This is a genomic window from Magnetococcales bacterium (genome assembly GCA_015228815.1).
Taxonomy (GTDB): domain Bacteria; phylum Pseudomonadota; class Magnetococcia; order Magnetococcales; family UBA8363; genus UBA8363.
Genome location: JADGCV010000010.1, coordinates 33,226 through 56,619 on the forward strand (window position 1 = coordinate 33,226; position 23,394 = coordinate 56,619).

A 23,394-nucleotide genomic window follows, 5' to 3' on the forward strand; every position below is an offset into this window, starting at 1 on the left:
ATGAGAATCATTGACGACTTTTACGACTTCTGGCGAGAGGGAAAAGACCGCTCCTTCCTTCAGAATCCCCGACAAATACTTCAACTTTGGCTAATTCTCGGATGTTATCTGGCAAGTCGATATTCTCAAAAATTATAAATTGACCAAGGTGCTGAATGCGGTGAAGGTGTTCGAAAAAATTCTGCTTTAATGGCGTGTTGGCAAGTACCTGCTCGTCGCTTGACAGTTCTCCATGCCTCGTATTTTTGATGGGGTCACGGTACGTCAGCAATGGTGTGTCGAGGACGACGAAACCAGGGTGAGGCAGGTTGCGTTCCCGGCAATAGATGAGCATGGCCACCTTGAATGCGGCATGGGTCACTGCCCGTACCCCTTTACCATTGGCAGTTCTAAGCTTCCCGTCAATCCGTAAGTCGAAGGTCTTATCGTCGAAGACGACTTGATGGTCGCCAGGGAACTGCCATTCCGACAGTACATGACCAACTACTCGACAGAAGTCATATGCAATGGTGCCGATGAGGTCAAGCCTCGGTTTATCCCCTTTGGGTACCGTGGTCTTTTGCTCTTCTGTCTCTTTCTTCTTCTCCCGCAGGCTTTGCAATTGATCTAGAAGTGCCATGCCTTGTCGGACTCGGTCTCTGGCAGCCAGAGATTCTCCTAATGTCCGACGGGTCTGGTCAACTTGTGGTGTAAGATCCAAGATCTCTTTCTCGGTCTTCTTCAGTCTATCCAGCAGGCTGGGTAATTCGCTCTCCAATCGCTTCTGTTCGGCTCTAAGATCATGGACAGTTCGTTTGAGGTCTGATCGTAAACGGGTGATCTTTTGGGTTTCGGCAAATGCAGCCATCCGGGTTTGTTCGACATTGACCATGCCTTCTTGATGTAACTGGGTGTCAGGCTTCGCTCCACAGAGCGGACAATCTCTGCCACTACCCAAGGAGACCAAAAAGCCCGCTTCTTCTATCGCCTCTAACCGTTGGATGTCCGATTCATAGGCTCTGTCGAGTTTAGAAAACCGATCAAGATGCAATCTGATGTCATCAAGGCGCTCCCCAATTCGAGGGATTTCTCCAGAGAGTCTCTTTTTTTCCTCCAGCAGTGATCGGATTGAACCTTGGGCAGCCTCGAATTCGATTTGAATCTGTTCCAACGTCCGGGTGAGACGTTCATCCTGCTGATCAAATTCCGCCGCGTCCGGGAATTCAACCGAAAGACGAGCCTCAACGTCAGCGATCATCTCGTCGAGCAGTCCCAGTTTCGCAACTTTTTCGGTTTTCAGATTTATTGGTTTTGGCACTGTGGTAATGGCACTGTCATCTATGCCGGTCAGAAGAAGCCTGAAAACGCTGCGCTCGGTTGTAGCCTTGGTATGTTGGCCGCGTTCAATCGGGGAGCGTTCTGCTAGAATTGTGGTTTCATCAACAAGTAGAATATTGGCCAGCCCACGGAAACTTAGATTGTCCTTTTCTCCCTCTGCATTGGTAGCGACGAATTTTCCAGACAAACCAAGATGGTCAAGCAGAAAATTGGAAAGGTTGTCTTTGTTGCTGGCGTCATGGGTTGCTGATAAGGTGCGTACTTCGTGATCTCCCGGAGGAGCAACATGAAGCCCCTCATACAGCGTATAGCTGCCGCCCAAGATAGCCCGCCTGACGGTGAAGTCCCCAACCTCATTGATTCTCAAGCCGCACCAGATGGCGTCATAGCCATGTCGTTCCTCAATGTCTGGCAACGGTTTCGATCCACCGAGCATGAAGTCAATGGCCTTGAGTGCGAATGACTTACCCGTGTTGGAGGCGCCCCAGACGAGGTTGCTACCCTCACCAAATTCCAACACTGCAGGTTCCACTTCTGGTCCGGTGAAGACGAGGTGACATATCATGAGTCGGCGGTCAGTCATCGTAACTCCGATGGTGTTGGCCTTGGCCCTGGAACTCGACCTTCCAACGACCGATTTTTTCGGTTACCAGCTTTTCCAACTGGTGAGCATCCAGAGTACAGACGTTTTCCGCCAGCCATTTCGCCCGTTCCTTGAGTGCCTGGGCATATGGGGACCGCATCAGTTCCACAAACGGGTAGGCTTCTTCGCTGGCCTGATAGCGGATTCCATAGTCATCGGCAACCACGTCAACAAGGTGGAGACGACGCATCAGGGTCAGGCTCTCCTCGATCACGGGCCTCCGCACCAGAAGTTCCCCGGTTCGGTGGGGAAGGTCTGGGTGAAGACTGTCAGGACCTTTAATATCAGCTGTGTGGACGACGAGGTGGTCCAGCCATGTCAATTGGGACAGATCAAACATCATTGGGTAGGCTGCGTTCAGCACTACGAGGGCACGAACTCCGGTCTCCAACGGGCTGTTGAATAGCTCTATTCCACTTGAGATGGCGTTGTCGGTCATCTGTGCCACCGTAGATGCCGCCGAATGTGGTCATCATTTGCGAAGTGGTGACAGACCCCCTGCCTGACGGGTACACGCGCATGCGGGGCAAGTATCCCGGACGGGAGAACCTGGGCGGCCTGCGTCATGACGGCATCGACGCACCGAAGCTTGTCCGAATGGCTTGCTCGGTAAACCTCAAAAATGCCGTGGTAGATGTCCTTTTCAAAGGTTTCCAGGACTTCAGGATCGGTATTGTCCCGGTAGAAACGCTGAAATGCAGCGGCATCGTGGAAGCGTTCTCTTTGCATTATTAGGTGTTGACCATGATCTGGATGGTCTTTTATCTCCTGATGGCCCGCATATGTCATGCCATCACGATCTCCGTAGGCATCTATAAGTTGCCCGACATATGGCAATTCAGAATCATGAATTTCCGCTGGCACTTCGCCTTTTGGGGGAGGGCCTGGGTCTGCGCCAAACCACTTGGTAAGCACAGGAATCACATACGGGTCGTTAAGGATATCATCGAGTGCGAGCCGCGTGATGACCGAGAAATCGAAGGCTTCAATGAATGCCTTCAAACCAGCATCAAGAGGTGTCTTCATGCCTGTGACGATGGACATGGCGCAGTGCTTGTCCCACTCCGAGAGAAGGCGCTCCTTGAATTTTGATGGATTGAAGATCAGGGTTTCAAGATTCCGGTTCACCCCTCTAGGAGCGACGAAATAGTATTTGACAGGCGCGGTAAAATGGCCTTGATGCGCATGGTATAGGATCTTCCCGATCTCGCGAATACCCATATCAGTCGGGAGGTTTCTTCCATACTGTTTGCACTGGTAGTTGTGCCAATCCCCTTCGTGGCGCAATTTTGTGAGAAAGCCGACAACATCACGCCCCATATCGCCCGCACCGGTGAATTGGGCGACTTCCAAATATACCGCCATCTTTCGCCCAACCCAGTCCCTGACGAAGTTTTCCAACTCTTCGTCGCCAAGACTGAGTATCTGGCGATCATAGTTGTTCATTAGCCCAAAGCACCTTCTTGAGTTGGCAGTCCATATCAATAAATAAAATTTATCTTACGGATGACACTCTATTGATTATGGACAAACTTCGGCCAAAAGGCAGATGCCTTGCTGGTACGCCAACGTCTCGGATTTTATAGTGGCCGATGGTGAGAATGCGGATGCCGAACAGAGACCACCACAGTTTAGGATGGACTGTTCCCATAAGCAAGCGGCCTGCCAATTTCATGGATTCCCTGCGGACATTGTTCCAATATGTCGGCATATCTTGACAATTACCGACTAAACGGAACATGCTGTGCCCATGGATACCCACTACCAACAAATCATGGATCTCGCCCACGCTCGTGGAGTCATCCGGTCCCGCGATGTGACCGACCTGGGATTTTCTCGGGTGGCGCTTACGCGGCTGGTTCGACGCGGACAACTCAGAAGGGTTGGGCATGGGCTTTACGCGATCCCGGATCGAAAAGTGTCCGAGTTCAGCACCTTTGCCGAAGTTGCGCGCAATCATCCCCAGGCCATCGTATGCCTGCTGTCAGCACTGCGCTTCCATGATCTCACCACCCAGTCACCATTTGAAGTCTGGCTGGCCATTCCCAACAAAGCCCGGGCCCCTCGGGTGGAATATCCTCCGCTACGCATCGTCCGGTTCTCCGGAGCAGCACTGACCGAAGGCGTTCAGGAGCACCTGGTTGAAGGCGTTCCGGTTCGGGTGACCAGTGTCGCCAAGACCGTGGCCGACTGCTTCAAGTACCGCAACAAGATCGGGTTGGACATCGCAATTGAGGCACTACAGATGTCCTGGAAAGAGAAGCGGTTCCAGATGGATGAACTTTGGCATTTTGCTGCCGTTTGCCGGGTCGCCAAGGTCATGCGTCCCTACATGGAGAGCCTGACATGAGCGCCCATAACGTAGCGGCGTCCATCCGTGCCAGACTTTTGAACCATGCGCGGGGGGCGAAACAGGACTTCAATTTTGTTCTCACCCGCTATGCCATCGAACGCCTACTTTACCGGATCAGCATATCGAGACATTCCGCCCAGTTTCTGTTGAAAGGGGCACTGCTGTTTGACCTCTGGTTCGACATCCCCCTTCGCCCGACAAGGGATGCGGACCTCCTCGGCTTTGGGCCGTCCGACCTGCCCGAAATGGAAGCCGTTTTCAGGGAAATCTGTACAATCGAAATATCAGACGGCATGGCATTCCAGCCCGACACAGTCCGCGCAGCCGAGATCCGGAAGGATGCCAACTACGCCGGGGTGCGCGTCACTCTGCTCGGCCTTCTCGAAAATGCTCGGTGCCAAATTCAGGTGGATATTGGATTTGGGGATGCTGTGACCCCCGCACCTGAAAATGTCGAGTACCCGGTAATCCTATCGGGATTTGGTGCGCCAAGGCTGCGGGCCTACCCCCGCTATACGGTGGTAGCGGAAAAAGCCGAGGCTCTGACTTCCTTGGGCATCGCCAACAGCCGCATGAAGGACTTCTTCGATCTCTGGGTTCTGGCACGGCACACCGAATTCGACGGTGAGATCCTCCGACAAGCCATTCGGGCAACCTTCGACCGCCGGGGAACGGTGCTGTCAGCTCAGCCTCCTTTTGGCCTCACCCAGGTATTTGCCCAAGACCAGCAAAAGCAATTGCAATGGAAGGCATTCCTCAGAAGAAACGGGTTGGAAGACATGCCATTTGACGATGTGGTGTCGTCGCTCGCCGACTTCCTGATGCCGGTTATTCAGGCAGCTACTGCCGGTGATGTATTTTCATCCCAATGGGAACCGGGTGGGCCATGGTCACCCCCCCCCCCCGGATGACGGACTCAAAGAACCTCAGATTTTCTGTTTTCCCATGGGTGAGGATGATCTCATAGTCTGACGGAATTTGATCCCGTAACCATCCACCGCAGGAAATAGGATCATGGATGGCCGGGACCGGATGCGTGCCATCTGCCAAATGGCACGCATCCGGTCAGTGTGGCACGCATAGATACCCATTGAATTTAAAATAAATTCAAGATGGCGCGCATGATTTCCATCCGTGCCATCCAGATGGAGACCTTCAGGTCGGGATGTGACACCAATTGCGGTTCAGCAAGTTTTTCCATATAGTGGTTCACAGTGGTTGCTGAAATTGAATCCGGCAAGGTCGCTGGGAGGTCTCCGGCCAAATCAGAGAACTTCCATGTGAATCCCGATTTCGGCCCACCATTTTTTTGATAGAATGTTTTCTCGCTGCCAAGGCCGCCCCACCGGGCGGCTTTTGTGAGTGCAAAAAATCATAATGTTTCCAATGGTTACGCAGGATGGATCGAAATTCCACTTGGAGAGGAGTCGGACCCGCAGGAGTCAAAATGGGCAGTTTCCATTCTCTCTCCGGCCACATTCTCCAAAAGCTGTGGACCCGCAATGGGTGGGTCCGGAAATCTCGGACCCACTTAAAACTATGATATTTTGAGAATATCATTGACTCATGATACTGGACTGGTTCGGTGTGAAACTTGGTTGTGGAGAATGAGGAAGGATTCGAACTTGGGTCCGGGTTTCTTTGGCGCTTGGAATTCAAATGAAACGATAATAAAACGCACCCATGGGAACTGAAATCACCCTTGACATCAGCGGGCTTGCTCTCGATTACAGCAAGAACCATATGGGCAATGATCACGGGGCGTTGTTTCAAGAGAAAGACCGCCAACGCCGCCGTTCTGATCAGATAAATTATGATTATTTTGTCGAAACCAACCAGGACCCGGCTCCTATGGAGATGGCCTTTGCAAAGCCTCTCAAGGAAGTCTTGCCCAGACTTGAAGTTATGGGTTTCACCCTGAAAAATGCAGAAATCGCATACCAAGAAGTCCTTCAATCTGTAAGTGAAGAGGTGGCAGAGTCAGCCGATGGCGGTACTGAACCAAAGACGCTTATGGGCTTTGAGGAATTCTGTGATTTCGTGACAACTCATGCGGTTCAAAGCCTCGACGACACCTTCATCAGCTCTATCGATGGCAGGGATAAGGACCTAGTTCAGGGGAGGTTCTCTGACAACGGGATAACCAGCCGTATTCCCGTTCTATGGGAGGCTTTTAGTTGCTGGCCAGCGTACTCTGAGCGGAGCTACTTTGGAAGACTGATTCACATCCTTGATCCCTACTATCTGTTGCGGATCTTAGCTGGAAATCCCGAGAATTTGGAGTCTGAGGTGGTATGGCAGTACGGACCGCTTGTGGAAAATGGCTGGGCAAGTGAGGGCCAATTCAACCCAAATGCTCGTCGCGGACAGACTTTCCTCATCGGGACCGAAGGTAGTTCGGATGTCCACATACTGAAACATGCATTTTCCATTCTTCGGCCAGAGATTGCTGACTTTTTTCGTTTCATTGACATTACCGAGAGCCACCCTTTTTCAGGTGCGGGCAGCCTCCGTAAATTTGCTGAGGGTCTTGCCAAGATTGACGTTCACAATCAAATAGTTTTTCTATTTGACAATGATGCCGAAGGTGTCGACGCTTACCAAAGAATTTCAGGGCTATCGCTACCGCCAAACATGCGAGCGATGACGTTACCTGAGATGGTCGAGTTTCGTAGTTTTCCTGCTAAAGGTCCTGAGGGACTCCATAGAACGGACATCAACGGACGCGCTGCAGCTATCGAATGCTATCTGGACCTTGAGTTCAACGGAAACTCTTCTGCTCACGTGATTTGGACAAACTTAAAGAAGGACCTGGATGTCTACCAAGGGGCACTGGAGTCAAAGGAGGACTACACAAAGGAGTTTTTGGAGCAAAGCGTAGGTTCTGTTGTTAGCGGTGCCTACGATGTAAATAAAATTAGCCGAGTCTTGGACGTGATTGTCGCCGAATGCACAACGATTGCCGAGAACGTCTCTTTGCCGTAAATCCAGGGATACCTTTGAAAATACAGAAAATACAGGGACACCATACCAATTAAATTTATTGCCATAAGAGAAATCGGTAAGGTGTCCCCAGATTTCCTGATTGTGCCAAAAAACGGAAATTTCCGTCGCAACGGGGGTGGGTCCATATATGTCCCCAGATTTCCGGAATTGGCGGGCAGTTACAAAAATTGCTTGATTTTTGCGGGGGTGGCAACTGCTCCTCCGATGATCGGCCTCTCAAAGTTGTTTTTTTTGGGGGGTGACTGTTGTGTTTTTGATTTTTTGCCTGAAGGGCATAATGTTCATGTTTCAGCATTTTTTAGGAGGTCACCATGTCGGATCAGAGTTCTCGTCGAGGTTTTTTGAAAGTAGCCCTCGTGTCCGCAAGTGCGGTGGCTGGTCTGTTCGCCACGGTTAAATTTGACTCAGTAGACGGCGTGAAGATTGGCAAGTCGTCTGTTTCGGTCGGCATGTCAGAGGCAAATGCTATGTGTGGTGGCGGGGCAGATTGCGCTGGCGGGGGCGGTATGTGTGGTAGCGGGGCAGATTGCGCTGGCGGGGGCGGCATGTGTGGTAGCGGGGCCGATTGCGCTGGTGGGGGCGGCATGTGTGGTGGCGGGGCCAGTTGCGGCGGACAGTAGTAGTTCGCGACATGCCATACAAGCCAAAGGTTGCTGACGGCATTTTCTACGCAGAGAAGGCCACCAAGCATTTGTTCTTAAATCCACAAGTTCCCGACTGGCTCATCGTTAATTCCAACGGTGGTTTGTTGCTGTCGCGGTGCAACGGTGAGGCTTCGGTCGAAGAAATCGCCGTTTTCTGTGGAGCCCAAATGTCTGACGTGGAAACGTTGTTCGAACGGGCGGCTGCGCACGGTCTGATCGTTGGGTATCCAGCCGCAACGGACACAAGTTGCAGCAACTGCGGGTGCGAAAAATATGGAACAGCCGCTGAGGTTATCTCAATGCCACCAACACTTCGCACTGTCCATTGGAAACTTACGGACGATTGCAACCTTCGTTGCCGCTATTGCTACGCAGAAAGTGGTGGAGCTTCAGCGAGGATGTCGTTCGAAGACCTCGTGCGCGTCGCCCACGATGTCGCTGAAATCTCACCGTCGGTCGAATACACCCTCAGTGGTGGCGAGCCGCTCCTTCACCCTGATGCGTTGAACTTTGCTGATCTGTTGAAAGCCGGAGGAAACACCATTTCCCTGCTTACGAACGGGACGCTTATCGACAATACCAACGCTGCACGGATTGCGGCTTTCAGTGATCGTATCAAGATTAGCCTTGATGGCTCGACGGAGGATATCCACGCATTGACCCGTGGCACGGGCAACCATGCGGCAGCCATGGCCGCCATCGACATGCTCGCGGCACTTGGTGCCAATGTTGAGATCGCTATGACAATCCACAAGGGAAACAGACACGACGTTGATGCTATGACGAGGCGATATGGCGCAATGCTAAAGTTCCAGCCGCTTTTCCCTGCGGGACGTGGGGCACAGCGGAGCGACTTGCACCTCACCGGGACCGAATACTACGAAGCGATGGCATTTACCGAGAACGTAGCACCGATGGGTGCCATAACTGGTCTCCTTGAACGACTGCGTGGGAAAGGTGTCAAGCGTTGTGCGCTTGCCGATGCCGAAATCAGCATCTCCGAGACGGGAGAAGTCTATCCGTGCCAGTTGCTGACAGAAAGAGAATTCGCTGCGGGGAACGTTCGCGACACGCCGCTTAGGGATATCTACTACCATTCGCCCGTCTTGGCGAAGGCTCGTGCCGTTTCGGTCGATACGCTGGAAAAGTGTCAGGACTGTCCCATCCGCCTACTTTGCGCGGGGGCATGTCGGGCGCGAGACTATCACGAGATCGGTGTTATCGACCAAGTGGGCGATTTCTGCGAATATGAACAACTGGCGTTCTTACACGGTTTGTTCGACTCCGCTGATTTCTGATGAGAAATACGGTAGAGTAGAGGGCCGAGAAATCCAGGGACACCTTTCCTATTTTCCTTATAGCCATAATTTGGTATGATGGCCTCATGGTCGGGGCCGCTCGTGTTGTTGCTCCGGGATTGCCCCATCATGTCATTCCCCACTTCTCCCTCTGCTTCTCCCATTCCATTGGGAACGGGTTCTTCAATTCCCGCCACGTCAGCACGTCCGGCTGCCGCCCGTCCAGGATCGCGACGATGATATCAGGGGCAAGCAGAGTCAGACGAAGCACCCGCGCCAGATAGGAGTCGTCGATCTGCTCCTGGGCCGCCAGATCCTTGATGGAGCGGTATTGACCACTTTCCAACAGTTTCAGCCATTTATGGGCCTTGGCCACCAATTTTGCCAGCGTTTCGTCCCGTAGCGGTGCTTCTTCCATCCCCTCCGGAGCGATGATCAACTTCCGACCTCCTCTTTTTTTCACCACCATGGGGATGGTCACCACGATCATCTTGCCGTCCCTGCTCATTTCCGCCTTCATGCCGCCACCTCCTTCTGGTTGCCAATGTCGCTCAGTTCACGGGCCAGGGTATCGAGGCCCTCGGTGCGCAGATGCACCTTCACCCCACCCTTCTCCACCTCCACCCGGGCGATGAGCAATTGCACCAGCCGCTGTTGTTCCACCGGGAAAAGTTCCTCCCACACCGGATCCAGCCGCCGCAGGGAGTCGGCCACGTCTCGTTCGGAAACCTCTTCGTTGGCCTGCCAGGTCTTGACCACCATCTCCGGCGACCGCAGCATGGTGCGGACTTGCCGGATCACCACCGCCTCGATCTCTCCGGCGGCCACAGTGCGCAGGGAACATGCGTTGTGGCCATTCTTGATGGCGGTCTGGCAAAGATAGTACCGATACTGCCGACCATCCTTTCTGGTGAAGGTGGGACTCATGGCCCGTCCGCAATTCCGGCAATGGATGATCCCTTTGAGCAGAGCAGGAGGGTGGACCCTGTTTTTTCCCTGGCGGCGCACGTTCGCCGCCATCATGGTATGAACCTGATCCCAAAGATTCCGGTCGATGATCGCCTCGTGTTCGCCAGGAAACACCTCTTCGCCCAGGACGATTTCGCCGAGATAGAGCCGGTTGGCCAGAATGCGGTAAAGGTAGCCCTTATCGATGCGGCTGCCGTTCTTGGCGGTGATCCCGGTTTCGGCCAACTCATGAATCAGCAGGGTGGCGGATCCGCATTCCAGGAACCGCCGGAAGATGTGGCGCACGTTTTCCGCTTCACTGGGTACGATCAGGAGTTTCCGGTTCTGCACCTCGTAGCCCAAAGGGATGTGACCGCCCATCCACATCCCCTTGCGCTTGGACGCCGCGAATTTGTCGCGGATGCGCTCTGCCGAGATTTCTCTTTCAAACTGCGCAAACGAGAGCAGCACGTTCAGGGTCAGTCGCCCCATGGAGGTGGTGGTGTTGAAGGACTGGGTAATGCTGGCAAAGGTCACTTTGTGGCGGTCAAACGCCTCCACCAACTTGGCAAAATCCAGCAGGGAGCGGGTCAGGCGGTCGATTTTGTAAACCACAACGACGTTTATTTTTCCGGCCTCGATGTCATTCAGGAGCCGCTTCAGGGCAGGCCGGTCCAGACTGCCGCCGGAAAAGCCACCGTCGTCGTAGCGGTCGGCAACCAAAAACCACCCCTCGGACTTTTGGCTGGCGATGTAGGCTTCGCACGATTCCCGCTGGGCATCCAGGGTGTTGAACTCCATGTCCAACCCCTCGTCGGTGGATTTTCGGGTGTATACCGCACAGCGTACCTTGGGCGTCACGGGTTGTTTGGCCCTGGTCATTGCCCATCTCCTTGTTTCTTCAGGCCAAAAAACACCAGCCCGTTCCACCGGGTACCGGTGATGAAATTGGCTACCGCCGACAGGCTGCCGAACCGCCGTCCCTGGTATTCAAAACCGTCCTCCAGCACGGTGCAACAACGCTCCTCTCCTTTCCAGTATCGCACCAGTCGGGTTCCGGGCAGCAAACGTTCCCCTGGGAGCCGCTTTCTCTCCCGAGGAGCATCCTCATCGGAAAGCAACCGCTCCATCCGTTTTTCCGTCTGCTCTGACAGCCCGCCGAGGGCCAGTTCCTGTATGCGGTGGGCCAGCCGTTTCACCAAAAACGCTCGGTTGTAGGGTGGAGGTTTCGATTGGTGCATCTCCAGCCACATCGCTTTGAGTTCGGCGGTGGACATTTCCGGCAAGGCCGCCACCTGGCGGATCACTTCAATCTCGTTCATGGCCGTCTCCTCCCTGGGTTTTCCTTCCGGCCATGAAGGCATGGGTTTGGCGACTCATCCAGAGGAAATTTCTCTGTTTTCTCCTTTTTCTTCATACGCGCGATACCGGCAGCAAGGATGGCGGCAACCTCGGCCAGGCGTTCTCCGGCGGTCATGTCTTCGGGATGGATGGTGGTGATCATCTTTCTGCTCCGGTTGGGGAGATACCGGGTGCAGGAAAGCAGAGAACGATGGGTAATTTCAAGATAAATTAAATAGATAGGGACGAACAGGGACCAACAGGGACCACAAAGGACGGTTGAAATGATCGTGATGGTTGCGATCCGATGCCGGTTGATCCTGCTCTAATTGCAACTTTCCGTTAGAATTATTATAATAAAAAATCAACCTCATTGTTAACCAATGTTTAATAGCTGTTTTGGTGTTCACATCTAACTATTTGAATTGGTTCCGTTGCCGGAATTCCGATATCGGCTTTTGGTTATTTAATTTGGTCTTTAGTATTATTGCCTGAATGGTAATGATTGAAATGCGAATTCCAAGGTTTTTCATGCAGCCAATAATGCACCGGCGAGATTTCGAAAATTCATACGTTCGGAATGCAAGGCATCGCCATCGTAGGTGATGGTGATCGTGGCATGTTCGCGTCTCATGAGGCTACCTTCGGATGGATCCATGCTCCCTGGCTGTTTGGGTGCCCTTCCTAACTGTTTGAATTAGTTACGATATGGGAATTCCCGTATCGGCTTTCAGTTGTTTTATGAATTCTTTAGTGTAACTGTTTGAACGGTAGTGATTGAAATCCCTACCCGCCACCTTGCACATGGCTGTTGCGTTGATATACCCCGCTTCGGTGGTTTGGGGAATAACAATCCCGTCCATAACGTGCTCGATGAAATAGGGAAGAACCGGTTGACTCATGGAAGAGATCATCCTTACTGATGGTTGGTGATGAAATGCTTCAGTGGCACGCTGATTTTGGAGAGGGTCCTCCACCACTCTACCACGGCGGCATTCATTACCGCCTCCCGACTAACATCGGATGGACCCACTTCAAAATCCTCCGTCGTCCCTCCGTCCCCTCTCTGCCCACCCAATAGGTGTGCCAATGGGCGCGTCTGATGTGGGCTTTGGGTTGCGCATGGGAGCCGCCTTTCGGCTCTCCATGGGGAGACGCTGATCGTAGCGCCTCTCCGATCTTGGTCCCGACTTCCCAGATTTTGGGTTGGTCGGGTGGGAAAAGGCGCATTCCTTTCTTGGTTTTGACCGGTGATGGATGGCGGGGCAGACCAATCGAGGCACGAGAGATGATGTCCGGCTCCTCGCTGCACAGATAGAGGATGACCGGAATGATCGGATCCCACACGGCCCGGATCTCGTCAGATGACCATCCCACCGACATCCCGTATCGGAGTGCATTGGCGATGGCTCTGTCGGTTGCTGCTTGGAGACAGGCTGCAAGGTCCGCACCCGGGATCAGGTGCATCACCGCTGGGGTCAGCGAGTCTTCCCTGTCCAGGAGCAGTCGCAGTTCCGCGCCCCCTGTATGTGTGTCCCACTCAAGATACACATACACCCCATGGAGATCCTTTCCAAGGGTGGGATGGTCAGGGATTTCGATGTACATGCACCATTCGGGTAGCCTGTAGAGCAGGTCTACAGGGAGATTGCCGGTCGGTGTGGACATGAGCGCACCCATGACCTCGGGGTCGATCTGGTAGATCCCCTGAGTCAATCTCCATGCACCAAGCCCGACTATGATTGAGCCGTACCCCTCGGCCTCGGGGATCGTCGGAAGATATTCCGTTGCCACGGCGACCCCTGCAGCAATGGGGACATAACACCATAAAGGCCACTCTGGGAGTCCATTCCCTCGGCCAAAAAAGATTTTTTCCAGACCCCTCCAAGCATTGGGAAAGAGCTGAGATACCTCGGATAGGTGCCTCTGTTGTCTTGTCATTTTGCGCCGCCTTTTCTGGGGCGGCCCCTTCCGGAGGGGGGGAGGGGTGGTGATTGATCGAGAGACATCACCAAGAGCCTGTATTTCGGCTCCGGGATCGGGGTGTGCCGCTGAGACCACGGGTCTCCTGTCCACGCATCAACCGCCGATAAACTTGATCCGGTCAAGTTTGCGATATCTTTATTCCTCAAACCAAATTTCTCGATAAGACAGAGGAACTCCACCTGCCTCCCGGGAGGGTCATACATGATCATTTCGCCTCTCCCTCCAAGGAGGTTCATTATCTTGCCGGGGATGTCGGTGTGGATCACCACTCCCTCTTGCAATGATGCAAGATCAATCACGTCACTTTTGTGCCGTGCTTTTATCTGCCCGGATCTCCTGTCGATCCGGTATGATGTGACTGTCCCGTCAGGGGCTGTTACGGTTATCATGACAATAGTCCGGTCACGTTCCGGATCATTACTTCCACCCGACTTTGGAGGGTGGATGCCCGTTCTGTCCACTCCCGGAGTTTTTTGCCGGGGAGGGTCAAATAGATCGCGATGTACCCGTATTCTGGGTCCTCTTGATTCCATTGGTACACAACTCGCCCTCCCTGGGGGCGGGCGATGCCTATAATCCCGGTCCCATCGCGACGGGTGCACTCCAAGTACCTTTCTTCAAGGTTTCGGTGCCAATCATCTTTTCCCCAAGGCATGGTGTCGGACAACTCCAATTCACATCTATCAAACCTGCGTGGGTATTCACACACGTAATAATCGTTATTGGCAGCTTCGCCTCCATCGGATGTAAGATAGTACACCTCACCCCCTTGGGGGGTAAGCCACGTCTCCATGGCGGTCCATTCTCCCCACCCCCGCGTCTCCTCCCGGAGTTTGAGGGTCTGCCCCATCATATCTGGAGTCCACAAAAGGTCCCAGGTTGGGACACCATAATGGTTGTCATCCATCTCTAAATGGAAGTAGATGATCCCGTTCCGGAAATCAACTGCCATTCTCTTCATGTTCTTTCTCCTCCCTTCCTCGTCGGTGAGTTTCCATGCCAGCCCCTGCCGGATTTTGGACCTTCCCTTAACGTAGGGGGTCTCCTCCATCCTTATGGTGAGAGTCCCCCCGCAGAGGGTGTCCCCGTTCTCGAGGGGGGACGATAACATCACCTCAAGTTCCCTCACCGCCCCAAAGGTTCCCACTAAGTGAAGTTGCAAACCATGGTTGGTCCAGACCATGGTTTGCAACCAATGAGTGCTATTCTGGCAAGCGGTATGGCACCAACCTGGAGTCGTTGATGGTATACTCGACGCCATCATTGTCGATGATGACGTGACTGTTCTGGTTTTTCCGGCTCGCCGCGATTGCGGCGACAGCAGTCCTGTGAGTCGTGTAGCCTTTGCCGCCGTAATACGAGGCTTCAACGACTGCATACTTGCACCCTGAGGCGAAAACGATTTCGCGGTCGAACATATCACTTGCGATATCGTGGATACTGCCAGTCCCGGACATTTTCTGCTCAATGACGTAAACGGACATTTTCTTTCTCCAGCCCCTGGATCCCCGAGGCGCGGGTGGAGCAGTGTGCTCCTGATGTCTCTATATATACAGCATCCGATGCTGTATCAGCAAGCAAGAAAATGCAATGAAGCAACCAAAACCGGCCATAACGCGGCCCATCCGTGGCCGAATCGTCGCCGGTCAAAGACGATTATAATCAATGTTGATAACAATTCAAATGTAATTCATATCCGAATCGTCCCTGTCGGTCCCTGATTGTCCCGAATCGTCCCGCTCCGTACCTGATCGTCCCTGTCGGTCCCTGTCGATACTTTGTAGTCCCTATCGGTCCCTGTCCGTCCCGCATCATTTTGAAAATGTTGTGTTTATCCGATGAAGGCGATTATCATTGCCATCCATGGAGGAACACATGGCACTTGAATCCGATTCGAACGTGGTCTTCATCGATCAACATTCCCTGGCCAACCGCTGGGGAATGGCCACAAAAACACTCCGAAACTGGAGGTATATGAAATATGGACCTGGATTTATCAAGATCGGGAAGAAGGTCCTTTACAGCATGAATGATGTGGTTGCCTTCGAGCGGATGAACCGCACCGGGACAAGTCATGAACTCCATTCTGGAATAGACTTGATAAAACATGCGGATTTGAGCCATGAATGACAAAGCGAAGAAAACGAAGAAAAACGTTGACGAAAGCTGTCAGGCTGAGGTAATTCTGGGCACGGAGATTAGACACCTCCACAACCAACGGCGGTCATCCGCCCCCGTCAGTCCTGGCGGTATTTTTGCGCCTTGCGTCCGTCAGGACTCCGGGGGCAACCGGCATGTCCAAGCCGAAAGGCTAAAACCGGTTGGCCCAACCGTTGGTGGGGTGTCTAACCCCCGGAGTCTCGGCGTCCTAGACACACGTCCGTGCTCCGGCGATTCCATCGCGACCAACGGAGTACCGATGATGACCCCAGTCCAACACCCGGATTGCGTCCGGGACATGCCCTCGTTTTCCTCCCCATCCCCGATTCTCGTCAGTGACGCCCTGCAAACCCTGCGCGATGCCGCCAGGGAGGGACGGATCGACCCGGACTTTTGTCAAAGTATCGGGGTCGAGTTTCTGGCATTCGCAAACCCCCGCTTCAGTCCCAGCCTTGTTACCGCCGCGCCTGATTTGTTGCTGGCCTTGGATAACTTGATGGACCGGTTGTCTACCATGTACCAAGCCATCGATACCGCCATCGGGTGGTCCGTCAAGAATTTCTTCAATGCTTGGTTACTTGGCAGAGAAGATACATTATTTTCCGATGCCATGAATGCAATCAACAAAGCGAAAAGTGAAGAGCCTCTTGTCCATGGAGGCCGCCAATGAAATCAGAAGCAGCCATTTGTGATTCACGGAGGTGGCCATGAGCATCGCCTTTGCCATCATCCATCCGGAGGCCATTGCGCCACCGGGAATGCCCCCTTACGTACATAAAGTGTTGCTTGCCCTGTATTCGTTCGCCGGTGGGGCGGCCAAACCCTATTGCTGGCCCTCTGTGGCCACCCTGGCCGAGAAGGCGCGCGTCAGCCTCCGGCGGGTGCCCATGGCCATACGGAACCTCGTTGAAACCGGGTGGATTACCGACATCGAGCAGGGTGGTGGCCGCAGGTCCAACGTCTACCATTTACGCTTTGAAGGTCAAGTTATCCACACCCCTGACCAAGTGGTCAGGGCACCCCTGACCGGACGGTCAGGGCACCCCCGACCGGATGGTCAGGGGAACATACCAATGAACAAACCAATGGAACCAACCACCACCAGCCGGATCGCGGAGCCATGCGTCGGCCCTGTGCTTCGGAACGAAAACATCGGTGGTGGTGGTTTTTCTTCTTCTTCGGAAAAAGCGGTCACGGTTTCTTTTGCGCCGCCAACCGCTGTGGAAGCCCTGCCCCTGCCGGACAAACTTTCACTTCCGCAGCAGAAGGCCATCAGGAAGCAACTTTCCAAGATTGACGCAGAAAAGGCCGCCGAGGTAATCGAGGAATTGTCTGCCGGCCTTGAGGACAAGAAGAACCCGGTGCTGAGCGCCGTTGGCTACACGGTCACGCTCGTTTCCAACGCCCTGGAGGGACTCCCCGTTCTTGGCCGTGCTTTGAAAGCCAGGGCGGAAGAGGAAAAGAGACGTCGCCGGGAAGAAGCCGAACGGCAGATGCGCGAACAGGAAAAGGCCGAGATCGAGGCCGAGGCGGCCCGGTCGCGGGAAACCGACGACATGGTCCGGTCCATTCCTCCTGAAGAACTGGCGGAAAAGCGCAAGGAGTTCATCGCCAGATTGCGCGTCACCAACCGTTTGATTCATGACCTGCATGCCGCCACCGGGTTCAGCAGTCACGGGCATGAAATATTGTTCAGGGAATGGCTCCGAGCGAATTCGTGAAACGTCACATTTTGAGCCGTGAAACGTCACAAAACACCGGAAAATGATCCGAATGATGCATGAAATGTATAGAAATCGGCAAAAATGAAACAAGAGAAATCCATATTTCGATTGATGTGATGTAAATCACAACAAGCAAAAGGAAGCACGACATGACATATTCCCCCGCCCCGTGGACCAAAAGACCGGATCCGTCTGGATTGGATGAAGAAATCATAGACGAGAACGGAGCCGTCATCGTCGAGGGGACAACCATCAACTTTCTTGCGGATGAACTGTTGATTCTGGCGGCACCGGATCTTCTGGCCGCCTGCCAAAAGATGATTGAGGCTTGGGATTGCCGCTGCCCGGAAGCAGGCATTGTGGCGATCCAGCAAGCCGTTTCCAAGGCGAAAGGAGGTGCGGCATGAAAGCCGTCATGTCTTCCATTTTTTCCATTCGGCCAGGGATTCAGGTGCTTCCAGGCGTGACCAATCCCACCAGCCGAAACTCGACGTATGCCGATAGACCGCTTCAGCGGCCTGTTCCGGCGAGTCGTAGGTGTCGAGTTTTTCCCGGTCGATTGAAAGCTCGTACTTTCCTGTTTTCGATGATCGGCGAATCCAAAAGAGTCCCCTGCGGGTCCGCAGCGTCCACATCCCCCTATCTCCCCTGTCATCAGCCTCGCGCCCGTTCTGGTGGCGTGAGGACCGATTTCCCGTGACGGAAAAACACTGAAGACATTACTCATTAAAAGGCAGACAAGGCAATAGTATTTATAATTACGTAAATACAATGGTATTTTGTTTGCATAATTAACATCTTTTAATGTTTTTTAACACCTTTAACCGCCATGAACATCACTGGAGATAAAGAAAGATGAACACCTTGAGGAGACCCGTTACCGCCAGACGCGCCGCCATTGATGTCGATGCGGCTCGGTATCGCACCGGCTTTGCGGATTATTTCTTTTGGCGCTTTTTGAGAACGACGCCGCTGACACGGTGGTGGCCGCCGAGCGCGAGAGAGAAGAGAGGATCATGAATGAATACGCCATCCTCTAAAGCCAGGCCCATTATTTTTTCAACCTCGATGGTTCGAGCAATTCTAAACGGGAAGAAGACCCAAACGCGGAGGGTAGTAACACCACAACCTATTCCACCGATCATGCCAATACCGTCATATCGTCGATCAAGGAAGAATACACTGGAGATGGATGTCGCATTCGGTCCCAATAATCGCCACAAGGACGGCAGGGTACGATATTGGCAATCCCCTTACGGAATGGAGGGGGACCATTTATGGGTACGTGAAACCTGGGGAAAGTGCCCTACGACAGGAAATATAAAATATCGGGCAGATGGTGAAATCCCAGGAATAAAATGGTCACCATCCATTTTCATGCCGATAAAGGTGGCTCGAATCAACCTGGAAATTATTCGTGTTGACATCGAACAGATACAAAATATTAGTGAGGAAGATGCCATTGCCGAGGGACTCTTCCAAGAAAGTATCTGTATGGATATCCAATGCAATGGTGGCTCCACGATTGAAGTACTTGAGGATCGTTATTTTTGGAAACCGTTTTCTCCTGACAATCCAGGCTATGACTCGGCAATCGATGCATATCAAGATTTGTGGGATTCCATCAACTCAGGACGCGGATATGGATGGGATACCAATCCATGGGTATGGGTTGTTGAGTTCAGAAAAGTGGAAATATAACGACTGCTACCACAACAACGAGGAGTACAAAAAATGCGAAATATTGAAGTCACTCAAGAAGAACACCAAGAAGAAGGCATCAATCATGAAGCTTTGTATCAGTACATCAACCGGATTGAACGGTTGGAGGAAGAGAAAGCAGACACGGTTAAGGTCATCAACGATGTTTATTCCGAGGCGAAGGGCAATGGATTCGACCCGAAGATCATGAAAGAGATCGTAAAGATCAGGAAGAAGTCCAAAGAAGAGCAAGAAGAGTTTGAAACAATTATGGAATTATATATGAAAGCGCTTGGAATGAAGTAAGCCAATGTTATTACAAACAATCGGAGAAACACCATGTACAATCAACGCTTCATCTTGGTTCTTGCACTTGTAACCGGCGGCTTCATGCTCTTTTTGATCATGAGGAAGAAACTGGAAGATCGGAAGAAACGTTTCCGGAATTGGGAAGAGCAACACAACAGGAACAGGCTCGATTTTTAACCGCCGGAGAACTGCAATGAAGTTATATCGCTGTAACCGGCTGGCGATGACAACGAGCGATGCCGATTGGTGCCGGAAGTACAAACAACGGCAACAGCAAGAGGGAACGGAACCGTTCCAGGACGAATGGGGGCACAAAGGGCAATTGGCAGCGACTGCCTGGAACGAAAACGGCCCGGTCACATGCGATGGGTGTAATGGGATGGAACCAGTAAAAATGGAGATAAACGTAATGCACAAAGAACAACGCAAGCCCGGCGATAAAGCGGAACAGAAACCGTACCGGGTTGAGAAGATGACCAACAGTGAGATGTCGGAGAGAGCCGGGAATCAACTGGATGAACCAGTTGAAAAGGAAAAAAACGCAGGGAAAACGGAATCAGTGGTGATGACGGGAACGGCATACAAACCTTCGCGTTCTTCCATCAAGATTTCGCTATCGGCCTCCGACGCGGATCTGCTCAAAGCCTTGTCCTCCGCTGGCGAGGCCATGCGCTGGTCGATGGCACGGGTGATCAAAGCGGCGCTACGGGCGCATTTCCTGGGTTGAAACGTCGATGGAAGATCAGGTTTTTCCGGAAATGGACCCGGTATTGATCTCAGATAACTCGGAATATTCTCCGGAGAAGAGTCTGTGGACGAGTGTTCTGTTGCAGGCCGTTAGGGAAGCCGTCAAACCACCGAAGTACGATGGTCATTCGAGCCTGTTTGAAAGCCAGATGAACATGAAAAGAGCAAGAGAATGGTTTTTTGCATCGGAGAATCATGTTGGTTCATTCGAATGGATCTGCATGATTTTGAATCTCGATACTGAACGGGTGCGTCGGACTGTAAAAGAGATGATCGGGAATGGCACTCGAAAAAGAATGAAGCGGTTTACGCGATAGAGGATGCAGGAGATGAAAAAAGAACATGGATGTAATTTCTGTGATCAGCCCGCTGATGTCCGGGTCATGGATGGGAACAATACCGAATGGATGATATGCCAGAATTGCATCGAGATTTTCATGATGGTGTTTACCGGAGAAGGTGGCTGACGAGAAAGGAAGCGCAGGAGATGGAAAAGAAGGTACGCGCTGCTTGGCTTGCGATGACCAAGGCGAGAATGGCCTGGGAAGCGGAGTTGGACGAATACAAAAGAATGGCTGAACAAGAGCTATATAAGAGGTGATGCATCAATGGAAACAATTCCAATCAGTAATATTTTAGTTGGGCACCGACTGAGGCGGATTTGTCCGAAGTCAGTGGAAACGCTGGCTCAGAGCATTGGCGAAATCGGATTGATGAACCCGGTCATGGTAGTCGCCATAGGCGTGAAGGGTGGTCAGCAATACAAGCTGATTGCTGGCAATCACCGCCTGGAGGCGTGCAAGCAACTTGGGATGACCGAGATCGCCGCCAACGTCGTTCCCATTCAGGATGATCTTGACCAGAAGCTGGCAGAGATCGACGAAAACCTTTGCCGGTGCGAACTGAATCACCTGGAGCGGGCAGAGCATCTGGCGGAAAGGAAAGATGTATACGAGAAAAAACATCCAGAGACAGCAAAAGGTAAAACTGGCGCGCGAAAAATGAACCAATATCTTGGCCGCGGTATCAACAAAGGTGAAGACGTAAACGAATTAAATTCGTTTACGTCGGATACTGCCCAAAAGACCGGTGCCACGGAGCGCAGCATTCAGAAGTCAATCCGCCGCGCCAGCAAGATCTCCAAACCAGTCCGGGACCTGATCCGCGATGTGGAGGAGATCGCCGACAACAGTCTGGAACTGGACGCCCTTGCAGGCATGGATGAAGCGCAACAGAAGGCGGCGGTACAGGCAGTTCTGAACGGAAAAGTCGGTAGCGTGAGAGAGTTTGCGCAACAACAAATGGTAAATAACAAAGGTGAAGACGTAAACGAATTAAATTCGTTTACGTCGGATACTGCCCAAGACACGATCAAGAAAGTTGGCGCGACGGGCATGTCTGGTAGCGGGAAACAGACTGAGAACGAACTTGCTTCGTTCTCAGTTGATACCTCCGAAAAAACCGGCACGAAGGGACGCATTTTTCCGGCGTTTGTCACGGAACGCAGCATCCCACCTTCCGTCCCATCTCCGACGTCATCCACCGATCTTTTGGACCAGATCGAGAAATGGAAGCAACGCGCCCTGCAAGCGGAAAATGAGTCCATCAACCTCCAGCATCGACTGGATGATATCGAACTGAATGGAGCCTTCGGCACGATCAGCCGTGGCGTGATTTTTCAAAAGTTGCTCGACGATCTGGAATTCGGCCTGAGCCTCAGCCCGGAAAGCTTCTACCCCCAAACACTGCACAATTTCCGCGAACGTTTTCTGCGCCTGATCACCGCTATCGAGCAGGTGTTGAGCGGAATCAATCAACCAATTCTTTCAAATGGAGAACAACCATGAGTCAACCAATTACCATCAATCAAATGCTGCAGATGTCTCTGGGCGAAGTCGCCAGTTTGCCGGCATTGAGTCTGGTCCTTCTGCAACAGGAGATCGTTGAAATCATGACCCAGATCAAACTTGCCAAGGACATGCTGGACAACGCCATGGTCCGACGGTTCGGCGACCGGGCCGTTTCCATCCGCCAGGAGAGCGGCAAGGATTTCGGCATGATCCGTTTTCAGGATGGCGAAGTGGAAATCGCCATGGACGTGCCGAAGCGCCCCTCCTGGGATCAGGAGAAGTTGGCCGGGATCGTCCGGACCATCCGGGATGCCGGGGACGACCCTGGCCAATATGTAGAAATCAGCTTCGACATCTCTGAACGGAAATATTCCGCCTGGCCGGACAACATCCGCCGGGTGTTTGAACCGGCCCGTATGGTCAAGCCGGGCAAGGCATCCTTCAAGCTCACCGTCCGTGAGCAGGAGGCGGCGTGATGAGTAACAAACTTCCGATCATCACCGCCGACCAGCGCATGGCCGAACGGCGCGGCATCAAGGGGTGCATTTTCGGCAAGTCGGGCATCGGCAAGACCACGCTGCTGTGGAGCCTGGATCCGGAGACCACCCTGTTTTTCGACCTGGAGGCTGGCGACTTGGCTGTCGAAGGGTGGCCCGGAGACACCCTGCGCCCCCGCACCTGGGATGAAATCAGGGATTTTTCCGTTTTCATCGGTGGTCCCAACCCGGCCCTGCGCAACGACCAGTATTTCAGCCAGGCCCATTACAACGCCGTCTGCCAGCAGTTCGGTGATCCGGCGGCGCTGAACAAATATCAGACGATTTTCATCGATTCGATCACCGTGGCCGGGCGACTCTGTTTCCACTGGTGCAAGGGTCAGCCGCAAGCGTTTAGCGATAAAACTGGGAAGCCGGATCTGCGCGGAGCTTACGGTTTGCACGGCCAGGAGATGATCAACTGGTTGGTTCACCTTCAGCACACCAGGAACAAGAATATCTGGTTCGTGGGCATCCTCGACGAGAAAACCGACGACTTCAACCGCCGCTTCTTCGCCCCACAAATCGAAGGTGCCAAGACCGGCCTGGAACTGCCCGGCATCGTTGACCAAGTCATTACCATGACGGAACTTCCTGACGAAAACGGAAAACTGTACCGCGCCTTCGTCTGCCAAACCATGAACCCCTGGGGTCTGCCCGCTAAAGACCGCTCCGGTCGCCTGGCCATGGTGGAGGAACCCCACCTGGGCCGCCTCATGGCCAAGATCAGCGGTCCGGTGCGCCCCATCCATGAACGCCTTGAATACGGTCAACCGGCTCCCGCCGAGACCACCACCACTGCTTCCAACTGACGATACCAGGAGATTACAC

Annotated in this window: 29 protein-coding genes; 16 read left to right on the forward strand and 13 right to left on the reverse strand. The window is 52.9% G+C overall.

Features of this window, described 5'->3' with window-relative positions:
* Positions 1-7 precede the first annotated feature (7 nt).
* The 3 genes from HQL76_05940 to HQL76_05950 are packed head-to-tail and all read right to left on the reverse strand — an operon-like array spanning position 8 to position 3,406.
* The gene (locus tag HQL76_05940) at positions 8-1,900 is read right to left on the reverse strand and encodes a hypothetical protein (protein MBF0108697.1); all 1,893 of its coding nucleotides are present in this window, start codon (positions 1,898-1,900) and stop codon (positions 8-10) included.
* Positions 1,893-2,399, reverse strand: a complete 507-nt coding sequence (locus HQL76_05945) for a hypothetical protein (protein ID MBF0108698.1) — start codon at positions 2,397-2,399, stop codon at positions 1,893-1,895. The genes HQL76_05940 and HQL76_05945 overlap by 8 nt, the downstream gene beginning before the upstream one ends.
* The gene (locus HQL76_05950) at positions 2,396-3,406 is read right to left on the reverse strand and encodes a hypothetical protein (protein ID MBF0108699.1); all 1,011 of its coding nucleotides are present in this window, start codon (positions 3,404-3,406) and stop codon (positions 2,396-2,398) included. Before HQL76_05950 ends, HQL76_05945 begins: the two co-directional genes overlap by 4 nt.
* Before the next feature lie 304 nt (positions 3,407-3,710).
* On the opposite strand from HQL76_05950, the gene HQL76_05955 reads away from it, so the two are divergent.
* The 4 genes from HQL76_05955 to HQL76_05970 all read left to right on the forward strand — a co-directional run bounded on the left by HQL76_05955 (position 3,711) and on the right by HQL76_05970 (position 9,261).
* The gene (locus HQL76_05955) at positions 3,711-4,310 is read left to right on the forward strand and encodes a type IV toxin-antitoxin system AbiEi family antitoxin domain-containing protein (protein ID MBF0108700.1); all 600 of its coding nucleotides are present in this window, start codon (positions 3,711-3,713) and stop codon (positions 4,308-4,310) included.
* Entirely contained in the window at positions 4,307-5,224 is a 918-nt protein-coding gene (locus HQL76_05960; protein MBF0108701.1) for a nucleotidyl transferase AbiEii/AbiGii toxin family protein, read from the forward strand. The genes HQL76_05955 and HQL76_05960 overlap by 4 nt, the downstream gene beginning before the upstream one ends.
* A 772-nt stretch (positions 5,225-5,996) precedes the next feature.
* The gene (locus tag HQL76_05965; GenBank protein ID MBF0108702.1) at positions 5,997-7,298 is read left to right on the forward strand and encodes a hypothetical protein; all 1,302 of its coding nucleotides are present in this window, start codon (positions 5,997-5,999) and stop codon (positions 7,296-7,298) included.
* Positions 7,299-7,950: 652 nt separating this feature from the next.
* The gene (locus HQL76_05970) at positions 7,951-9,261 is read left to right on the forward strand and encodes a radical SAM protein (GenBank protein MBF0108703.1); all 1,311 of its coding nucleotides are present in this window, start codon (positions 7,951-7,953) and stop codon (positions 9,259-9,261) included.
* Positions 9,262-9,388: 127 nt separating this feature from the next.
* On the opposite strand, the gene HQL76_05975 is transcribed toward HQL76_05970, so the two are convergent.
* The 9 genes from HQL76_05975 to HQL76_06015 form a co-directional block, all read right to left on the reverse strand.
* The gene (locus tag HQL76_05975) at positions 9,389-9,781 is read right to left on the reverse strand and encodes a hypothetical protein (protein ID MBF0108704.1); all 393 of its coding nucleotides are present in this window, start codon (positions 9,779-9,781) and stop codon (positions 9,389-9,391) included.
* Positions 9,778-11,091, reverse strand: coding sequence for a recombinase family protein (locus tag HQL76_05980; GenBank protein ID MBF0108705.1), 1,314 nt, complete (start codon positions 11,089-11,091; stop codon positions 9,778-9,780). Before HQL76_05980 ends, HQL76_05975 begins: the two co-directional genes overlap by 4 nt.
* Positions 11,088-11,531 carry a DUF2924 domain-containing protein gene (locus tag HQL76_05985; GenBank protein MBF0108706.1) on the reverse strand — a complete coding sequence of 148 codons (444 nt, stop codon included), beginning with the start codon at positions 11,529-11,531 and terminating at the stop codon, positions 11,088-11,090. The genes HQL76_05980 and HQL76_05985 overlap by 4 nt, the downstream gene beginning before the upstream one ends.
* Positions 11,528-11,713 (reverse strand): hypothetical protein, encoded by a 186-nt coding sequence (locus HQL76_05990; GenBank protein ID MBF0108707.1) that lies wholly within the window; start codon positions 11,711-11,713, stop codon positions 11,528-11,530. The genes HQL76_05985 and HQL76_05990 overlap by 4 nt, the downstream gene beginning before the upstream one ends.
* A 538-nt stretch (positions 11,714-12,251) precedes the next feature.
* The gene (locus tag HQL76_05995; GenBank protein ID MBF0108708.1) at positions 12,252-12,452 is read right to left on the reverse strand and encodes a KilA-N domain-containing protein; all 201 of its coding nucleotides are present in this window, start codon (positions 12,450-12,452) and stop codon (positions 12,252-12,254) included.
* Positions 12,453-12,549: 97 nt separating this feature from the next.
* Complete coding sequence (locus HQL76_06000) at positions 12,550-13,344, reverse strand: hypothetical protein (protein ID MBF0108709.1); 795 nt, start codon at positions 13,342-13,344, stop codon at positions 12,550-12,552.
* Positions 13,345-13,487: 143 nt separating this feature from the next.
* Positions 13,488-13,925, reverse strand: coding sequence for a hypothetical protein (locus HQL76_06005; GenBank protein ID MBF0108710.1), 438 nt, complete (start codon positions 13,923-13,925; stop codon positions 13,488-13,490).
* Positions 13,922-14,719, reverse strand: coding sequence for a hypothetical protein (locus HQL76_06010; GenBank protein ID MBF0108711.1), 798 nt, complete (start codon positions 14,717-14,719; stop codon positions 13,922-13,924). Before HQL76_06010 ends, HQL76_06005 begins: the two co-directional genes overlap by 4 nt.
* Before the next feature lie 19 nt (positions 14,720-14,738).
* A complete protein-coding gene (locus HQL76_06015) occupies positions 14,739-15,020 on the reverse strand; it encodes a hypothetical protein (GenBank protein ID MBF0108712.1) in 282 nt (93 codons plus the stop codon).
* Positions 15,021-15,411: 391 nt separating this feature from the next.
* On the opposite strand from HQL76_06015, the gene HQL76_06020 reads away from it, so the two are divergent.
* The 4 genes from HQL76_06020 (at position 15,412) to HQL76_06035 (ending at position 17,827) form a co-directional block, all read left to right on the forward strand.
* Positions 15,412-15,666, forward strand: coding sequence for a DNA-binding protein (locus tag HQL76_06020; GenBank protein MBF0108713.1), 255 nt, complete (start codon positions 15,412-15,414; stop codon positions 15,664-15,666).
* Between the two features lie 289 nt (positions 15,667-15,955).
* Entirely contained in the window at positions 15,956-16,366 is a 411-nt protein-coding gene (locus HQL76_06025; GenBank protein MBF0108714.1) for a hypothetical protein, read from the forward strand.
* A 37-nt stretch (positions 16,367-16,403) separates the two neighbouring features.
* Positions 16,404-17,417 carry a helix-turn-helix domain-containing protein gene (locus HQL76_06030; protein MBF0108715.1) on the forward strand — a complete coding sequence of 338 codons (1,014 nt, stop codon included), beginning with the start codon at positions 16,404-16,406 and terminating at the stop codon, positions 17,415-17,417.
* Between the two features lie 200 nt (positions 17,418-17,617).
* Complete coding sequence (locus tag HQL76_06035; protein MBF0108716.1) at positions 17,618-17,827, forward strand: hypothetical protein; 210 nt, start codon at positions 17,618-17,620, stop codon at positions 17,825-17,827.
* A gap of 6 nt (positions 17,828-17,833) precedes the next feature.
* On the opposite strand, the gene HQL76_06040 is transcribed toward HQL76_06035, so the two are convergent.
* A complete protein-coding gene (locus HQL76_06040) occupies positions 17,834-18,055 on the reverse strand; it encodes a hypothetical protein (protein MBF0108717.1) in 222 nt (73 codons plus the stop codon).
* Between the two features lie 385 nt (positions 18,056-18,440).
* Between HQL76_06040 and HQL76_06045 the strand changes: the two genes are divergently transcribed.
* The 8 genes from HQL76_06045 (at position 18,441) to HQL76_06080 (ending at position 23,375) form a co-directional block, all read left to right on the forward strand.
* Positions 18,441-19,121, forward strand: coding sequence for a hypothetical protein (locus HQL76_06045; GenBank protein MBF0108718.1), 681 nt, complete (start codon positions 18,441-18,443; stop codon positions 19,119-19,121).
* A 33-nt stretch (positions 19,122-19,154) separates the two neighbouring features.
* Positions 19,155-19,427, forward strand: a complete 273-nt coding sequence (locus HQL76_06050) for a DUF2312 domain-containing protein (protein ID MBF0108719.1) — start codon at positions 19,155-19,157, stop codon at positions 19,425-19,427.
* Positions 19,428-19,623: 196 nt separating this feature from the next.
* Positions 19,624-20,157, forward strand: coding sequence for a hypothetical protein (locus HQL76_06055; protein MBF0108720.1), 534 nt, complete (start codon positions 19,624-19,626; stop codon positions 20,155-20,157).
* 7 nt (positions 20,158-20,164) lie between these two features.
* Positions 20,165-20,494 carry a hypothetical protein gene (locus HQL76_06060; protein ID MBF0108721.1) on the forward strand — a complete coding sequence of 110 codons (330 nt, stop codon included), beginning with the start codon at positions 20,165-20,167 and terminating at the stop codon, positions 20,492-20,494.
* Between the two features lie 86 nt (positions 20,495-20,580).
* Entirely contained in the window at positions 20,581-20,778 is a 198-nt protein-coding gene (locus HQL76_06065; GenBank protein MBF0108722.1) for a hypothetical protein, read from the forward strand.
* A gap of 7 nt (positions 20,779-20,785) precedes the next feature.
* Entirely contained in the window at positions 20,786-22,024 is a 1,239-nt protein-coding gene (locus tag HQL76_06070; protein MBF0108723.1) for a ParB N-terminal domain-containing protein, read from the forward strand.
* A complete protein-coding gene (locus HQL76_06075) occupies positions 22,021-22,503 on the forward strand; it encodes a hypothetical protein (GenBank protein ID MBF0108724.1) in 483 nt (160 codons plus the stop codon). The genes HQL76_06070 and HQL76_06075 overlap by 4 nt, the downstream gene beginning before the upstream one ends.
* Positions 22,503-23,375: an ATP-binding protein gene (locus HQL76_06080; GenBank protein MBF0108725.1), complete on the forward strand. Its 873-nt coding sequence runs from the start codon at positions 22,503-22,505 to the stop codon at positions 23,373-23,375. Before HQL76_06075 ends, HQL76_06080 begins: the two co-directional genes overlap by 1 nt.
* Positions 23,376-23,394: the final 19 nt, after the last annotated feature.

Coding starts and splice junctions, on each gene's coding strand:
- HQL76_05940 (MBF0108697.1), bottom strand. CDS start 1,900: ATGACTGACCGCCGACTCATGATATGTCACCTCGTCTTCACCGGACCA.
- HQL76_05945 (MBF0108698.1), bottom strand. CDS start 2,399: ATGACCGACAACGCCATCTCAAGTGGAATAGAGCTATTCAACAGCCCG.
- HQL76_05950 (MBF0108699.1), bottom strand. CDS start 3,406: ATGAACAACTATGATCGCCAGATACTCAGTCTTGGCGACGAAGAGTTG.
- HQL76_05955 (MBF0108700.1), top strand. CDS start 3,711: ATGGATACCCACTACCAACAAATCATGGATCTCGCCCACGCTCGTGGA.
- HQL76_05960 (MBF0108701.1), top strand. CDS start 4,307: ATGAGCGCCCATAACGTAGCGGCGTCCATCCGTGCCAGACTTTTGAAC.
- HQL76_05965 (MBF0108702.1), top strand. CDS start 5,997: ATGGGAACTGAAATCACCCTTGACATCAGCGGGCTTGCTCTCGATTAC.
- HQL76_05970 (MBF0108703.1), top strand. CDS start 7,951: ATGCCATACAAGCCAAAGGTTGCTGACGGCATTTTCTACGCAGAGAAG.
- HQL76_05975 (MBF0108704.1), bottom strand. CDS start 9,781: ATGAAGGCGGAAATGAGCAGGGACGGCAAGATGATCGTGGTGACCATC.
- HQL76_05980 (MBF0108705.1), bottom strand. CDS start 11,091: ATGACCAGGGCCAAACAACCCGTGACGCCCAAGGTACGCTGTGCGGTA.
- HQL76_05985 (MBF0108706.1), bottom strand. CDS start 11,531: ATGAACGAGATTGAAGTGATCCGCCAGGTGGCGGCCTTGCCGGAAATG.
- HQL76_05990 (MBF0108707.1), bottom strand. CDS start 11,713: ATGATCACCACCATCCATCCCGAAGACATGACCGCCGGAGAACGCCTG.
- HQL76_05995 (MBF0108708.1), bottom strand. CDS start 12,452: ATGAGTCAACCGGTTCTTCCCTATTTCATCGAGCACGTTATGGACGGG.
- HQL76_06005 (MBF0108710.1), bottom strand. CDS start 13,925: ATGATAACCGTAACAGCCCCTGACGGGACAGTCACATCATACCGGATC.
- HQL76_06010 (MBF0108711.1), bottom strand. CDS start 14,719: ATGGTCTGGACCAACCATGGTTTGCAACTTCACTTAGTGGGAACCTTT.
- HQL76_06015 (MBF0108712.1), bottom strand. CDS start 15,020: ATGTCCGTTTACGTCATTGAGCAGAAAATGTCCGGGACTGGCAGTATC.
- HQL76_06020 (MBF0108713.1), top strand. CDS start 15,412: ATGGCACTTGAATCCGATTCGAACGTGGTCTTCATCGATCAACATTCC.
- HQL76_06025 (MBF0108714.1), top strand. CDS start 15,956: ATGATGACCCCAGTCCAACACCCGGATTGCGTCCGGGACATGCCCTCG.
- HQL76_06030 (MBF0108715.1), top strand. CDS start 16,404: ATGAGCATCGCCTTTGCCATCATCCATCCGGAGGCCATTGCGCCACCG.
- HQL76_06040 (MBF0108717.1), bottom strand. CDS start 18,055: ATGTGGACGCTGCGGACCCGCAGGGGACTCTTTTGGATTCGCCGATCA.
- HQL76_06045 (MBF0108718.1), top strand. CDS start 18,441: ATGAATACGCCATCCTCTAAAGCCAGGCCCATTATTTTTTCAACCTCG.
- HQL76_06050 (MBF0108719.1), top strand. CDS start 19,155: ATGCGAAATATTGAAGTCACTCAAGAAGAACACCAAGAAGAAGGCATC.
- HQL76_06055 (MBF0108720.1), top strand. CDS start 19,624: ATGAAGTTATATCGCTGTAACCGGCTGGCGATGACAACGAGCGATGCC.
- HQL76_06060 (MBF0108721.1), top strand. CDS start 20,165: ATGGAAGATCAGGTTTTTCCGGAAATGGACCCGGTATTGATCTCAGAT.
- HQL76_06065 (MBF0108722.1), top strand. CDS start 20,581: ATGGATGATATGCCAGAATTGCATCGAGATTTTCATGATGGTGTTTAC.
- HQL76_06070 (MBF0108723.1), top strand. CDS start 20,786: ATGGAAACAATTCCAATCAGTAATATTTTAGTTGGGCACCGACTGAGG.
- HQL76_06075 (MBF0108724.1), top strand. CDS start 22,021: ATGAGTCAACCAATTACCATCAATCAAATGCTGCAGATGTCTCTGGGC.
- HQL76_06080 (MBF0108725.1), top strand. CDS start 22,503: ATGAGTAACAAACTTCCGATCATCACCGCCGACCAGCGCATGGCCGAA.